The organism is Brevundimonas sp. UBA7506 (assembly GCF_002479495.1).
In the GTDB taxonomy this organism is placed as follows: Bacteria; Pseudomonadota; Alphaproteobacteria; order Caulobacterales; family Caulobacteraceae; genus Brevundimonas.
Genome location: NZ_DLNQ01000015.1, coordinates 553,851 through 566,243, shown reverse-complemented (window position 1 = coordinate 566,243; position 12,393 = coordinate 553,851). Strand labels below are relative to the sequence as shown.

The window sequence follows — 12,393 nt, the reverse complement described above, 5'->3', positions numbered from 1 at the left end:
CGGGCGTTAACAGCCTTGGCTATTTCGCGAATCGGTCGCGCAGGTAGCGGTAGCAGGCGCGCAGGGCCTGGGCTTCGCCGCCCTCCGGGCGCCCCGGCTGGGCGCGCGGATTCCAGGCGAAGATGTCCATGTGCGCCCATGATCCGGTCGTCGGCGCGAACTTTTGCAGGAACAGGGCCGCCGTCACCGATCCGGCCTGGGCCCAGGCGGCGGAATCATTCCTGACGTCGGCGATCTCGCTGTCCAGCGAGGCGCGATATCCGGCCCAGAGCGGCATCCGCCACAGGGGATCGCCCACCGCGCGCCCGGCGCTGAGAATGCCCTCGGCCAGGGCCTCGTCGTCGGTGTAAAGCGGCGGCAGTTCGGGCCCCAGCGCCATGCGCGCGGCGCCGGTCAGGGTGGCGAAGTCCAGTGTCAGGTCAGGATTGTGCTCTCCCGCCCGCGTCAGGACGTCGGCCAGGATCAGGCGGCCTTCGGCGTCGGTATTGCCGATCTCAATGGTCAGTCCCTTGCGGCTGGACAGGATGTCGCCGGGGCGGAAGGCGTCGGCGGACACCGCGTTCTCGACGGCGGCGACCAGGACCACGAGCCGCACCGGCAGGTCGGCCTGCATGATCAGTCGGCCGAGCGCGAGGGCATGGGCCGAGCCGCCCATGTCCTTCTTCATGTTGCGCATGCCGGCGGCGGGCTTGAGGTCCAGACCGCCGGTGTCGAACACCACCCCCTTGCCGACCAGGGCCACCAGCGGCAGGTCGGTCCGGTCCAGCTTCCAGCCGATCTCGACGACGCGCGGGGCGCGGTGCGGGGCGGCGGCGCGGCCGACGGCGTGGACGGCCGGGTAGTTGTCTTCCAGCAAGGCGTCGCCGGTGACGACAGTCAGAACGGCCCCCGCCGATTGGGCGATTTCGCGCGCGATGGTCTCGATCTGCAGCGGCCCCATGTCGGCGGCGGGAGTGTCGACCATCTCGCGGGCCAGGGCGGCGGCGGCGGCGATGTTCAGGGTCTCGATCAGGTCAAGACCGGCGGGGGCCACGAGACGGGCGCGGCCGCGCTCGGGCCGGGCCTTGTAGCGGTCGAACAGATAGCCGCCGAGGGCGAAGGCCAGGGCGGCCTGCGTCGCCGTCTCGCCCTCGACGCCGTCGAGCCGCCAGTCGCCGGCGGGCAGGCGCGTCGGCAGCGACCGTGCGCTCATCGGCTCGAAGGCCTCGCCGGCGCCGAACAGGGCCTCGGCCGCCGCGCCGTCGTCGCCGGGGACGATCAGCAGCTGGCCCGCCTTGCCGGTGAAGCCGTTGGCCTCGGCCCAGACGGCGGACTTGCCGGTCAGCGCCTGCCCGGTCTTGACCACACGCACGGGGCGTGCGGCGTCGGAAGCGGCGATCAGCAGGTCGGAGTGAACGACGGACATGGGGGCGAGCCTTTCCGGCCGTTAAGGCCGATTAACCAAACCTTGACCCGAAGGCGCGACCCTGGGGCCGCAGGAAACCGTCCGGACCCTCTCCATGTCGCGCACCGCCGCCGCCGCCGCAACCATGACGCTGGCCCTTTGGGCTCTGTCGGGCGCCGTTCAGGCCCAGACCTCCCCTGTCCCGACGACCGCCGCCGCTCCGGCGCGCAAGCCCGCCGACGCCGCGACACGGGCCAGCTATGACCGCGCCGACGCCCTCAGCCGCTCGGTCTTCTGGTCCAACGAACAGCAGATCAATCCCATGGACCCCGTCGCCGGGGTCCGCATGGCCCAGGCCCTGCGCGAAATGGGTCAGTTCGATCAGGCCGCCGGGACGGCGCAGAACGTCCTGACCGTCCAGCCCGCCAATCTTGAGGCCATGCTGGAGGTGGGCCGCGCCCACATCGCGCGGGGTCAGGCCTTCTACGGCATCGCGACGCTGGAGCAGGCCCGCGCCGCCGCGCCGCGCGACTGGAGGCCCCTGTCGTTGCTGGGCGTGGCCTATCAGCAGGTGCGCCGTCCCGACGACGCCAAGACGGCCTGGACCGAGGCCCTGCGTCTGTCGCCCGACAATCCCGACGTCCTGACCAACGCCGCCATCGCCCGCATGGGCGAAGGCGACGCCGCCTCGGCCGAGATCCTGCTGCGCCGCGCCGCCGCCCAGCCGACCGCGACGCTCAAGGTGCGCCAGAACCTGGCCCTGTCGCTGGGCCTGCAGGGCAAGACCGCCGAGGCCGAGGCCATCCTGCGCCGCGACCTGCCGCCCGAGGCCGCCGACGCCAACCTGCGCTGGCTGGCGGAGCGGACGGCGGCGGCGTCCGGCGCCGCGCCCGTCGCGGCGGCTGAAACCGCCGGCCCGGCCCGCACCTGGTCCTCGGTTCAGGGCGGCTGATTCAATCCTCCCCTGCGCAGCGGGGGAGGGGGACCGCGAAGCGGTGGAGGGGGCAAGCCCCCAACCCCCGCGCTCGGCCCTTCGCCCCCTCCACCATGCTGCGCATGGTCCCCCTCCCCCGTTTCGCTCGCTCACAAGGGAGGATCGCATCTTCTCTCTTGCATCTATCGGCCCTATCTTCCGCCCATGATCGACGACCTCTACAGCGCGCGCATCCTGTCGCTGGCGGCCAACCTGCCGCACAGCGGGCGGCTGGCTGAGCCGGAAGGCAGCGCCGAGCGCGTGGCCAAGCTGTGCGGGTCGAAGGCCATCGTCGACGTGACGCTGGACAGCGAAGGCCGCATCAGCGACTTCGCCCAGACGGTGAAGGCTTGCGCCCTGGGCCAGGCGGCGGCGGGCGTGGTGGGCGAGAGCATCCTCGGCGCATCGGCCCACGAAATCGTCGAGGCCCGTGACGCCATGCTGGCCATGTTGAAATCCGGCGGGGAGGGCCCGGTCGGGCGCTTCGAGGGGCTGCGGGTTCTCAAGCAGGTCGCCGACTATCCGGCGCGTCACGCCTCGACCATGGTGGCGCTGGAAGCCACGCTCGACGCGGTCAATCAGGCGTTGGCGAAACACCACAGCGATACGCGAACTCGCCTCGCCGGCGCGGCCTGAAGGCTTCGTCCGGTTGATCCCCCTGCGATGAAGAGGGATAAGCGGCGCGAACCCGAAACAGAGCCCCCGGCGAAGGGACAGATGTCTCTCTACGAACGCAGCGTCCGCGCGGCCCATCGGGGCTACAAGGTGACGCTGTCCCCCTTCTTCGGCCAGTCGTGCCGGTTTTTGCCGACCTGTTCGGACTATGGGCGCGACGCCCTGCTCCAGCACGGGCCGGTTCGGGGGGGATGGCTCACCGTGCGCCGTCTCTGTAAATGCCATCCCTTCGGCGGTTCGGGCTATGATCCCGTGCCGCCCGCCAAGATCGAAAAAGAACGACCGTCATGATCGAACTGAAATTCCCCGACGGCGCCGTGCGTCAGTATCCGGCCGGCTCGACGGGCCGCGACGTGGCCGCCGCCATCTCGCCCTCGCTGGCCAAGAAGGCGGCCCTGGTCGTCTGGAACGGCGAGCAGCGCGACCTGGACCGCGTCATCGACGGCGACGGCGAGTTCCGCCTGCTGATGCGTGACGATCCCGAAGCGCTGGAGACCATCCGTCACGACGCCGCCCACGTCCTGGCCCAGGCGGTGCAGGAGCTCTTCCCCGGCACCCAGGTCACGATCGGCCCGGCCATCGAGGACGGCTTCTATTACGACTTCGCCCGCGATGAGCCCTTCTCGACCGACGACTTCGCCAAAATCGAAAAGAAGATGGGCGAGATCATCGACCGGGGCGCCCCGCTGGAGCGTCAGGTCTGGGATCGCGACGAAGCGATCAAGCATTTCGAATCGGTGGGCGAGACCTACAAGGCCGAGCTGATCCGCGACCTGCCGGGCACCGAGACCATCACCGTCTACAAGCAGGGCGAATGGGCCGACCTGTGCCGGGGGCCGCACTTCCCGACCACTAAGTTCGTCGGCAAGGCCTTCAAGCTGACCAAGCTGGCCGGCGCCTACTGGCGCGGCGACTCGTCCAAGGCCCAGCTGCAGCGCATCTACGGCACCGCCTGGGCGACCCAGGCCGACCTAGACGCCTATCTGCTGCGCATCGAGGAGGCCGAGAAGCGCGACCACCGCAAGCTGGGCCGCGCCATGGAGCTCTTCCACATGCAGGAAGAGGGCCGCGGCATGGTCTTCTGGCACCCCAAGGGCTGGGTCCTGTGGCGCGTGCTGGAGGCCTATATGCGCCGCCGTCTGGACGCCGCCGGCTACGTCGAGGTCAAGACGCCCCAGGTGCTGGACCGCAAGTTCTGGGAAGCCTCGGGCCACTGGGAGAAGTACCGCCCGAACATGTTCGTCTGCGAGACGGTGGAGGGCGAGACCCTTTCGCTGAAGCCGATGAACTGCCCCGGCCACGTGCAGATCTTCGATCAGGGCCAGCGGTCCTATCGCGAACTGCCGCTGCGCATGGCCGAGTTCGGCGCCTGCCACCGCTATGAGCCGTCCGGTTCGCTGCACGGCCTGATGCGCGTGCGCGGCTTCACCCAGGACGACGCCCACATCTTCTGCCGCGAAGACCAGATCGTCGACGAGACGGCCGAGTTCATCAAGCTGGCCAAGAGCGTCCATGCCGACCTCGGCATGGAGACGGCCTACATCAACCTGGCCACCCGTCCCGACGTCCGCGCCGGGTCGGATGAGTTCTGGGACAAGGCCGAGGCCCAGATGGCCGAGGCCGCCCGCGCCGCCGGGGTCGAGCCGGTCATCGCCGAGGGCGACGGCGCCTTCTACGCGCCCAAGCTGGACTTCATCGTCAAGGACGCCATCGGCCGTGAATGGACCTGCGGCACGATCCAGCTGGACTATGTCCTGCCCGACCGTCTGGACGCGACCTACATCGCCGAGGACGGCCAGAAGCACCGCCCGGTCATGCTGCACCGCGCGATCCTGGGCAGCTTCGAGCGCTTCATCGGCATCATGATCGAGAACTACGCCGGGGCCTTCCCGCTGTGGCTGGCGCCGACCCAGGCCGTGGTGGCCACCATCACCTCGGACGCCGACGGCTATGCCGAGGAAGTGGTCGCCAAGTTCCGCGCCGCGGGCCTGCGCACCGAGATCGACCTGCGCAATGAGAAGATCAACTACAAGATCCGCGAACACTCGGTCGGCAAGGTGCCCGCCATCGCCGTCGTCGGCCGCAAGGAGGCCGAGGAAGGCAAGGTCGCCATCCGCCGCCTGGGCAGCCAGGCCCAGACCATCGTCACCGTCGAAGAGGCCATCGCCATCCTGACCGACGAGGCCCTGGCGCCGGACCTGAAGCGCATCCGCGACGGTCAGGCCTGAACATGAAAACGCCCCGGTCGAAAGGCCGGGGCGTTTTTCTTTGACCTATCCCTCCCCGCCCTCGGGGAAGAGGGGTTACCGCTGTTGCAGGGCGGCGACGCGGGCGCGCTCGGCTTCGGTCGCGGCGTCGCGGGCGCGCTTCTGGGCGTTCAGCTGATCCTCGATCTCGACCAGCTCCCTGTTCTTCTCGGCCGAGGCCTCGGCGCGGCTGACGCCGATGGGGCGGCCGGTGATCTCGGCGATCGAGATGGGCTGGGCGCAGATGCGGCTTTCCATGTCGTACCACTTGCCTTCAGCCTCGCAGCGCTCGCCCGGCTCCATCCAGAAGTGCTGGAAGACGAAGACCCCGGCCACCATGACGGCGAACAGGCTGAAGAACAGGATGTTCAGGCGGCTATTGGTCAGGAAGCGTTTCATGCAGGTCTCATAGATCAAAAATGCGTCCGCGACACGACCGCAGTTCACGTAGCGTTACGTTGACAGGCCGGTTTCCCCGGTCCAATCCCTCGGGCCATATTTCGATGACCAAGTGGATAGGCTCATGAAGGTACTCGTCCCGGTGAAACGGGTGATCGACTATAACGTCAAGGCCCGCGTCAAGGCGGACCAGACCGGCGTCGATCTGGCCAACGTCAAGATGAGCATGAACCCCTTCGACGAGATCGCCGTCGAAGAGGCCGTGCGTCTGAAGGAAGGCAAGGAACACCATGCCGCCGGCACGGCGACGGAAATCGTCGTCGTCTCCATCGGCGTGACCCAGGCCCAGGAAACCCTGCGCACCGCCCTGGCCATGGGCGCCGACCGCGGCCTGCTGATCCAGTCCGACGCAGACCTGGAGCCGCTGGCCGTCGCCAAGCTGCTGAAGGCGGTGGTCGATGAAGAGAAGCCCGATCTGGTCCTGATGGGCAAGCAGTCCATCGACGGCGACAACAACGCCGTGGGTCAGATGCTGGCCGCCCTGCTGGACTGGCCGCAAGCCACCTTCGCCGGCAAGCTGGTCATTGACGGCGGCAAGGCGACCGTGACGCGCGAAGTCGACGGCGGTCTGCAGACCGTGGCGGCGACCCTGCCGGCCGTGGTCACCGTGGACCTGCGCCTGAACACCCCCCGCTACGCCAGCCTGCCCAACATCATGAAGGCCAAGAAGAAGGAGATCGCGGTCAAGGCGGTCGCCGACTACGGCGTCGATGTCGCGGATCGCCTGAAGGTCCTGAAGGTGACGGAGCCGCCGAAGCGTTCGGCGGGCGTCAAGGTCGCCGACGCGGCCGAACTGGTTTCCAAGCTCAAAGACGCAGGGGTTCTGTAATGGCCGTTCTCGTCATCGCCGACCACGACGGCTCGGCCGTTCGCGACACCACCCACAAGACCGTGACGGCGGCCCTGGCCCTGTCGTCGGACGTGGATGTTCTGGTCCTCGGCAAGAACGCCAAGGGCGTGGCCGACGCCGCCGCCAAGATCACGGGCGTGCGCAAGGTCCTGCTGGCCGAGGGCGACGCCGTTTCTCACGGTCTGGCCGAAGCCGTCGAAGCCACCGTCCTGCCGCTGGCCGCCGGCTACGACGCCGTCCTGTCGCCCGCCACCACGGACGGCAAGAACTTCGCCCCGCGTCTGGCCGCCAAGCTGGACGTCGCCCCGATCTCGGACATCGTCGAGGTCGTCTCGGCCGATACCTTCGTGCGCCCGATCTACGCCGGCAACGCCCTGGAAACCGTGCAGTCCGCCGACGCCAAGAAGGTCATCACCGTGCGCCCGACGGCCTTCGCCGCCGCTGGTGAAGGCGGCTCGGCCTCGGTCGAGACCGTCGCCGCCGGCGAGGCGCCCAAGACCGCCTTCGTCTCCGAGGAAATGGTCAAGTCGGACCGCCCCGAACTGGGCGCCGCCAAGATCATCGTCTCGGGCGGTCGCGCCCTGGGTTCGGCCGAAGAGTTCCACGCCGTCATGGAGCCCCTGGCCGACAAGCTGGGCGCCGCCATCGGCGCCTCGCGCGCGGCGGTCGACGCGGGCTACGCCCCCAACGACTATCAGGTCGGCCAGACCGGCAAGGTCGTGGCCCCGGCCCTCTACATCGCCATCGGCATCTCGGGGGCCATCCAGCACCTGGCCGGGATGAAGGACTCCAAGGTCATCGTCGCCATCAACAAGGACGCCGACGCCCCGATCTTCCAGATCGCCGACTACGGCCTGGTCGCCGACTACAAGACCGCCGTGCCGGAGCTGATGGCCGCCCTGGGCTGATCGGTTTCATAGGCTGAACATGAAGCGCGCCGGATGGGAGACCGTCCGGCGCGTTTTCTTTTGGACGCCATTCCTCCCTTCGTCATCCTCCGGCGAGCGGAGCGAGACCGGGGGACCCAGCGGCGCCGAAGGCGATCTTCGCTGAAAACCCAGCGCGCGGGTTTGTCGCCCTCCGGGCGCCGCTGGGTCCCCCGGTCTGCGCCGCTGCGCGGCTGGCCGGAGGATGACGGAGCCTTGGAGTAGGCGTTCAGTTGGGCCAAACACCTCTCATGACCGCCCGCCTCGCCATCAAGCTGACGCCGCGCGCCGCCGCCGACCGCATCGACGGCTGGGACGTGGACCCCGACGGCCGCCCCGTGCTCAAGATCCGCGTCCGCGCCCAGCCGGTTGAGGGCGAGGCCAACGCCGCCCTGACCGCCTTTCTGGCCAAGGCCCTGGGCGTGCCCAAGCGCGACGTGACCCTGGCGCGCGGCGGCCAGTCGCGGCTCAAGATGATCGAGATCGAGGGGCTGGACGAGGCCGAGGTCCGCGACCGCTTGTCCGGCTCCTGACAATTCCCCTTTACGGCGACGCTGAACCCCCTTTGTATGCCGTCCCGTTGTCAGCCCGCCGCATGCGGGCGCGAGGGGGTCTCGCCCATGTTGCTTAACCGTCTGCGGGGCCCGAGCCTCGCTGTCCTCACCTGCGCGCTCGGCGCCCTCAGCCTGTCGGCCTGCGCCACGACCGGCGACGCCAAGCCGAAGACCGAGACGGCCTCGGCCGCGCCCAGAGACCGCACCATGGCCCCCGGCCTGGACGGCTGGGCCAACACGGACCCCTATCCCTCGACCTATCGCGGCCTGCCGCGCGAGAACCTGGCCCTGGTCGGCGCCACGGTCTTGACCGGCACGGGTCAGAAGATCGAAGGCGGCGTGGTCATCGTCACCGACGGCCGCATCGCCGCCGTCGGCGGGGCGAACACGCCTGTTCCGGCGGGCCACAAGGTGGTCGACGCGCGCGGCCGCTACGTCACGCCGGGCGTCATCGACATCCACAGCCACCTCGGCGTCTATCCCTCGCCCGGCGTCATGGGCATGAGCGACGGCAACGAGGCCACCAACCCGAACACGGCCCAGGTCTGGGCCGAGCATTCGATCTGGCCGCAGGATCCCGGCTTCAACACCGCCCGCGCCGGCGGCGTGACCACGCTCCAGATCCTGCCCGGTTCGGCCAACCTGTTCGGCGGGCGCGGCGTGACGGTGCGCAACGTGCCGTCCGTCACCATGCAGGGCATGAAGTTCCCGAACGCTCCCTATGGCCTGAAGATGGCCTGCGGCGAGAACCCGTCGCGCGTCTATGGCGGCCGCAACCAGTCGCCGGCCACCGGCATGGGCAATGTCGCCGGCTATCGCGCCGCCTTCATCTCGGCTCGGGACTACAAGGAGAAGTGGGACAAGTGGCGCGAGACCGGTCAAGGCACGCCCCCGACCCGCAACCTGCAGCTGGAAACCCTGGCGGGCGTCCTGGACGGGTCGATCCTGGTCCAGAACCACTGCTACCGCGCCGACGAGATGGCGGTCATGCTCGATGTGGCCAAGGAGTTCGGCTACAAGGTCACCACCTTCCACCACGCCGTCGAGGCCTACAAGATCGCGCCGCTTCTGGCGCGTGAAGGCGTCTGCGCCGCCATGTGGACCGGCTGGTGGGGCTTCAAGATGGAGGCTCTAGACGGCATCGAGGAAAACGCCGCCCTGACCGACGCGCCTGAGGGTTCCTGCGCCGTCATCCACTCCGACGACGCCGAACTGACCCAGCGCCTCAATCAGGAAGCCGCCGCCGCCCTGTCGGCCGGTCGCCGCGCCGGGATGAACATCTCGGAAGAGCACGCCATCAGCTGGATCACCCTGAACGCCGCCCGTTCGATCGGCATCGACAAGGAGACCGGCTCGCTGGAGCCCGGCAAGCGCGCCGACGTGGTGATCTGGAGCGCCGATCCCTTCTCGGTCTACGCCCGCGCCGATCAGGTCTTCATCGACGGCGGCCTGGCCTTCGACCGGTCCAACCCCGCCTTCCAGCCCGTATCCGATTTCGAACTGGGCCAGCCCGGCTTCGGCCAGTCCGCCGCCGGCGTCGCCCAGGGAGCTCGCTGAACCATGCGTATCCAAACCCTTCTCGCGGGCGCTGTCGCAGCCCTCGCCCTCGTCGGTCCCGCAGCGGCGCAGGACGTCGCCATCACCGGCGGCCGGGTCCTGACCGGCACCTCGGTGATCGAGAACGGCACGGTGGTCGTGCGCAACGGCCGGGTCGTTTCCGTCGGGACCGGCGCGGCCCCGGCCGGAATGCGCGCCATCGACGCGCGCGGCAAGATCGTGACCCCCGGCTTCGTCGCCGTGGACTCCGGCCTCGGAGGTTCGGAAGTCGGCTCGGTGCGCGGCTCCAACGACCTGTCGAACAGCGCCAATACCCTCAGCGCGGCCTTCGACCTCTCCTATGGTCTGGATCCCTGGTCCTTCACCCTGCCTGTCGCCCGCCTCGGCGGCGTCACCCGCGCCGTGGTCACGCCCCAGCACGCGGGCTCGGGCGGCGGCCACAGCCATGACGACAGCGACTTCGCCGGGGCCGGTCACGGCGGCTATCAGTCGCCGGGCCTGTTCGCGGGCCAGGCGGCGGTGATCAAGCTGGGCGGCGCCGACATCCTGGTGAAGCCGCGCGTGGCCATGGTCGCGCCCTTCGGCGAGGCCGGAAAGGGCGTCGCCGGCGGCGCGCGCGGGGCCGAGTTCGTCCTGTTCAAGGAGACCCTGGCTGAGGTCCGCCTCTACGCCCGCAACAAGGCCGCCTATGACCGCGCCGCGCTGCGCGACCTGTCGCTGTCGCGCGCCGACCTGGAGGCCCTGATCCCGGTGGCTAACGGCGCCATGCCGCTGATCGTCAGCGTCAACCGCGCCTCGGACATCCAGCAGGTCCTGCGTCTGGCGCGCGAGGAGGGCGTCAAGGTCATCCTCGACGGCGCCGCCGAAGGCTGGCTGGTCGCCGACGAGATCGCGGCCGCCAGGGTCCCGGTCCTGCTGCACCCGATCACCAACCTGCCCGGCAATTTCGAGATGCGGGCGGCGCGGATGCAGAACGCGGCGGCGCTGAACGCGGCGGGCGTGGTCATCGCCATCAAGGGCAATGAAGGTTCGACCCATCGCGCCCGCGACATCCGCTACAACGCCGGCAACGCCGTCTCGCACGGCCTGCCCTTCGCGGCCGCCATCCAGGCGATCACGGTCAATCCGGCCCGCATCTTCGGCTTCGACGGCCAGTTCGGCGAGCTGAAGCCGGGCGCGGCGGGCGATGTGGTGGTCTGGTCGGGCGATCCGCTGGAGCCGCTGAGCCAGCCCTCGGCCGTCTTCATCGACGGCGTGGAGCAGCCGCTGCAGGCCCGCAACCTGCTGCTGCGCGACCGTTATCGCACCGGCGGCGAAGGGGCCATGCCGGTGGCCTATCCGCAGTAGGGCGCGAGCCTTATGAGGTTGAGGGCGCCGGTCGCAGGACCGGCGCCCTTTTCGTATGCGGCTCAGGCCGGATAGAAGGGGCCCATGCCCACCACCCTCTACATCGACGCCGACGCCTGTCCCGTAAAGGAGGAGGTCTATCGCGTGGCCCGCCGCTACGGGCTCAAGGTCTTTGTGGTGTCCAACGCCTGGATCAATGTCCCGCGCGAACCGATGATCGAACAGGTGGTGGTCGACGCCGGGCCTGACGTGGCCGACGACTGGATCGCCGAGCGCGCCGTCACCGGCGACATCGTCGTCACCGCCGACATTCCCCTGGCCGACCGCTGTCTGAAATCCGGGGCCCAGGCGCTGAAGTCCAACGGACAGCCCTTCACCCCCGACTCCATCGGCTCGGCCCTGGCCGGGCGCATGGTGGGCGAGCATCTGCGCTCCATCGGCGTGGCCACCAGCGGCCCGCCGCCCTTCTCCAACGCCGACCGCTCGCGCTTCCTGCAAGCCCTTGATACGGCGGTCGTCCGTGCACGGAAAGTCAACCTGTGAGCCGTATTCCCGAGGATGAGCTGGAGTTCCGATTCTTCCGCGCGGGCGGGCCCGGAGGCCAGAACGTCAACAAGGTTTCAACCGCCGTTCAGATGCGGTTCGACGTGAAGAACTCGCCCAGCCTGACCGAGCCGGTCAAGGCGCGGCTGATGAAGCTGGCGGGCAGTCGCCTGACGCTGGACGGGGTCATCCTGATCACCGCCGTCCGCTTCCGCACCCAGGAACGCAACAAGGCCGACGCCATCGCCCGGCTGGACGAGATGGTGGCCGAGGCCTCGATCAAGCCGGTCTATCGCGTGCCGACCCGACCGACGCGGGCGTCCAAGGAACGACGGTTGCAGGCCAAATCCACCCGCTCAAGCATCAAGAGCGGGCGCGGCAAGCCGTCGCTGGACTGAGGCTCAGATCCGCGTCAGTCGCCGCGCGCCGGGCGATACAGCAGGGCGTTGATCCGGTCCTCGTTGTCGAACGCGATAACCCAATCGGTGGCCTGCTTCTCGAACACCACGCGGAACAGTTCGGCCCCGTCTTGCTGGCCGCGATACTCCATGACCTGAACGGCCCCGAGCTGCCGCACGCGCGGGGCGAATTCGGCGGCCCGGCTGCGGATCTGCTCGGCCAGACTGGGGCTGAACACCGAATAGTCGATCTCGTCGGATTGCAGCGAGGCGATCACAGCGCGAAGCGCGCCTTGCGTGCGGGCGATGTCGGGCGCCTCGCCGGAGGCCGGGGCCGGCGGCGGTGCCTGCACGGCGTCGGGTTCGCCAAAGCTGTTGGGGAGCGTGGCCGCCGCCGTCTGCGCCGCCGCAGGCAGGGCCAGCAGGCTCGCGCCCATCACGGCGGCTGCGAAGATCCGGGTCTTCATAGGCGGCAGGCTCC

The 12,393-nt window shown here is 69.3% G+C and carries 14 protein-coding genes; 11 read left to right on the top strand and 3 right to left on the bottom strand.

Annotated features, from left to right (window positions below; translation table 11 throughout):
* Positions 1-19 precede the first annotated feature (19 nt).
* A complete protein-coding gene (locus tag B3K53_RS15460; protein WP_292085475.1) occupies positions 20-1,405 on the bottom strand; it encodes a leucyl aminopeptidase family protein in 1,386 nt (461 codons plus the stop codon).
* A gap of 94 nt (positions 1,406-1,499) precedes the next feature.
* On the opposite strand from B3K53_RS15460, the gene B3K53_RS15455 reads away from it, so the two are divergent.
* The 4 genes from B3K53_RS15455 (at position 1,500) to thrS (ending at position 5,260) form a co-directional block, all read left to right on the top strand.
* Entirely contained in the window at positions 1,500-2,336 is an 837-nt protein-coding gene (locus B3K53_RS15455) for a tetratricopeptide repeat protein (RefSeq protein ID WP_292085474.1), read from the top strand.
* A 186-nt stretch (positions 2,337-2,522) separates the two neighbouring features.
* Positions 2,523-2,993: an iron-sulfur cluster assembly scaffold protein gene (locus B3K53_RS15450; protein ID WP_292085473.1), complete on the top strand. Its 471-nt coding sequence runs from the start codon at positions 2,523-2,525 to the stop codon at positions 2,991-2,993.
* An 81-nt stretch (positions 2,994-3,074) separates the two neighbouring features.
* Positions 3,075-3,323, top strand: coding sequence for a membrane protein insertion efficiency factor YidD (gene yidD / locus B3K53_RS15445; RefSeq protein ID WP_105562548.1), 249 nt, complete (start codon positions 3,075-3,077; stop codon positions 3,321-3,323).
* Positions 3,320-5,260, top strand: a complete 1,941-nt coding sequence (gene thrS, locus B3K53_RS15440) for a threonine--tRNA ligase (RefSeq protein ID WP_292085471.1) — start codon at positions 3,320-3,322, stop codon at positions 5,258-5,260. The genes yidD and thrS overlap by 4 nt, the downstream gene beginning before the upstream one ends.
* Before the next feature lie 75 nt (positions 5,261-5,335).
* On the opposite strand, the gene B3K53_RS15435 is transcribed toward thrS, so the two are convergent.
* Positions 5,336-5,677, bottom strand: coding sequence for a hypothetical protein (locus B3K53_RS15435; RefSeq protein WP_292085469.1), 342 nt, complete (start codon positions 5,675-5,677; stop codon positions 5,336-5,338).
* Between the two features lie 124 nt (positions 5,678-5,801).
* Here B3K53_RS15435 and B3K53_RS15430 point away from each other — a divergent pair, with 124 nt between their 5' ends.
* From B3K53_RS15430 to arfB, 7 genes are all read left to right on the top strand, one after another.
* Positions 5,802-6,566, top strand: a complete 765-nt coding sequence (locus B3K53_RS15430; protein ID WP_292085467.1) for an electron transfer flavoprotein subunit beta/FixA family protein — start codon at positions 5,802-5,804, stop codon at positions 6,564-6,566.
* A complete protein-coding gene (locus B3K53_RS15425; protein WP_292085465.1) occupies positions 6,566-7,495 on the top strand; it encodes an electron transfer flavoprotein subunit alpha/FixB family protein in 930 nt (309 codons plus the stop codon). Before B3K53_RS15430 ends, B3K53_RS15425 begins: the two co-directional genes overlap by 1 nt.
* Positions 7,496-7,764: 269 nt before the next feature.
* Positions 7,765-8,046, top strand: a complete 282-nt coding sequence (locus B3K53_RS15420; RefSeq protein ID WP_292085463.1) for a DUF167 domain-containing protein — start codon at positions 7,765-7,767, stop codon at positions 8,044-8,046.
* Between the two features lie 87 nt (positions 8,047-8,133).
* Positions 8,134-9,624 carry an amidohydrolase gene (locus tag B3K53_RS15415; protein WP_292085461.1) on the top strand — a complete coding sequence of 497 codons (1,491 nt, stop codon included), beginning with the start codon at positions 8,134-8,136 and terminating at the stop codon, positions 9,622-9,624.
* A gap of 3 nt (positions 9,625-9,627) precedes the next feature.
* The gene (locus B3K53_RS15410) at positions 9,628-10,971 is read left to right on the top strand and encodes an amidohydrolase family protein (RefSeq protein ID WP_292085460.1); all 1,344 of its coding nucleotides are present in this window, start codon (positions 9,628-9,630) and stop codon (positions 10,969-10,971) included.
* Between the two features lie 84 nt (positions 10,972-11,055).
* Positions 11,056-11,514, top strand: coding sequence for a YaiI/YqxD family protein (locus tag B3K53_RS15405; RefSeq protein WP_292085459.1), 459 nt, complete (start codon positions 11,056-11,058; stop codon positions 11,512-11,514).
* Positions 11,511-11,912, top strand: coding sequence for an alternative ribosome rescue aminoacyl-tRNA hydrolase ArfB (gene arfB, locus B3K53_RS15400; protein ID WP_292085458.1), 402 nt, complete (start codon positions 11,511-11,513; stop codon positions 11,910-11,912). The genes B3K53_RS15405 and arfB overlap by 4 nt, the downstream gene beginning before the upstream one ends.
* A 14-nt stretch (positions 11,913-11,926) precedes the next feature.
* Here the strand turns inward: arfB and B3K53_RS15395 are convergent, their stop codons facing one another.
* Positions 11,927-12,379 (bottom strand): hypothetical protein, encoded by a 453-nt coding sequence (locus tag B3K53_RS15395; RefSeq protein WP_292085457.1) that lies wholly within the window; start codon positions 12,377-12,379, stop codon positions 11,927-11,929.
* Positions 12,380-12,393 lie beyond the last annotated feature (14 nt).